The organism is Micromonospora sp. NPDC050495 (assembly GCF_040655175.1).
Classification (GTDB): domain Bacteria; phylum Actinomycetota; class Actinomycetes; order Mycobacteriales; family Micromonosporaceae; genus Micromonospora.
On record NZ_JBFAJK010000054.1, the window covers coordinates 32,307 to 33,876 of the forward strand.

At 70.6% G+C, this 1,570-nt stretch carries 1 pseudogene; it reads right to left on the bottom strand.

Annotated elements, in window-relative coordinates:
• Positions 1–174: 174 nt before the first annotated feature.
• Positions 175–1,570: pseudogene (locus tag AB0I11_RS30395) on the bottom strand (pyruvate dehydrogenase (acetyl-transferring), homodimeric type); the annotation flags it as partial.

Sequence of the window (1,570 nt, forward strand, 5' to 3'; positions counted from 1 at the left end):
GGTCGGGTGGTGGCCACGGGTTGCCGCGAGTCGGGCCTACGGGTCGGGTGGTGGCCCCCGGATGCCGCAAACCGGGCCCACGGCTCAGGGGTGGGGGCCACGGGATGCCGGGCGGGACCGGCGGACGACGAAGGGGCCCGGCGTCGAAACGCCGGACCCCTTCGCGGGTACGACCTAGCTGTCGCCGCCGGTCTCGCCGACCGGGGCCGCGTTGACGTCCTCCAGCGCGTACTTCTTGGCCGCCTCGGCCGGCACATGGGCCGGCACCGCGCCGCGCAGGGCGAGCTGGCGCAGCGTCGCGACCGCCACCGACTCGGCGTCGACGTGGAAGTGGCGGCGCAGGGCGTGCCGGGTGTCCGACATGCCGAAGCCGTCGGTGCCGAGCGAGGTGTAGTCACCCGGTACCCAGCGGGCGATCAGGTCCGGCACCGCGCGCATCCAGTCGCTGACCGCGACCTTCGGCCCGTCGGCGTCGGCCAGCTTCCGCTGGATGTACGGCACCCGCTGCTCGGCGCCCGGGTTGAGCAGGTTGTACTCCTCGCACTCCACCGCGTCGCGGCGCAGCTCGCTCCAGGAGGTCACCGACCAGACGTCGGCGGCCACCCCCCAGTCCTCGGCGAGCAGTTGCTGCGCCTTGAGGGCCCACTGCATGCCGGTGCCGGAGGCCAGGATGTTGGCCATCGGCGCGTCCCCGTCGACCCGGGGGGCCGGCGAGTAGCGGTAGATGCCCTTGACGATGCCCTCGACGTCCACACCCTCCGGCTCGGCCGGCTGGAAGATCGGCTCGTTGTAGACGGTGAGGTAGTAGAAGATGTTCTCCTGCGCCTCGCCGTACATCCGGTGCAGGCCGTTCTCCATGATGTGCGAGATCTCGAACGCGAACGCCGGGTCGTAGGCGGCCACCGCCGGGTTGGTGGCGGCGAGCAGCAGCGAGTGGCCGTCCTCGTGCTGCAGGCCCTCACCGTTGAGCGTGGTCCGGCCGGCGGTGGCGCCGAGCAGGAAGCCCCGCGTCATCTGGTCGGCGGCGGCCCAGAGCCCGTCGCCAGTGCGCTGGAAGCCGAACATCGAGTAGAAGATGTAGAGCGGGATCATCGGCTCGTCATGCGTGGCGTACGACGTGCCGGCCGCGGTGAACGAGGCGACCGAGCCGGCCTCGTTGATCCCCTCGTGGAGGATCTGGCCGGTGGTGGCCTCCTTGTACGACAGGAACAGCTCCCGGTCCACCGAGGTGTACCGCTGGCCGTGCGGCGAGTAGATCTTCGCCGTCGGGAAGAGCGAGTCCATGCCGAAGGTGCGCGCCTCGTCCGGGATGATCGGCACCCAGCGCTTGCCGAACTCCTTGTCCTTCATCAGGTCCTTGAGCAGGCGGACGAAGGCCATCGTGGTGGCCACCTTCTGCTTGCCCGAGCCGCGCTTGACGTCGGCGAACCGCTCCGGGCCCGGGATCTGCAGCGTCTTGCCGGTGGTCCGACGGGTCGGCAGGTAGCCGCCGAGTTGCTTGCGTCGCTCGTGCAGGTATTCGATCTCGTCGGAGGTGTCGACCGGACGGTAGTAGGGCGGGAGGTAGGGG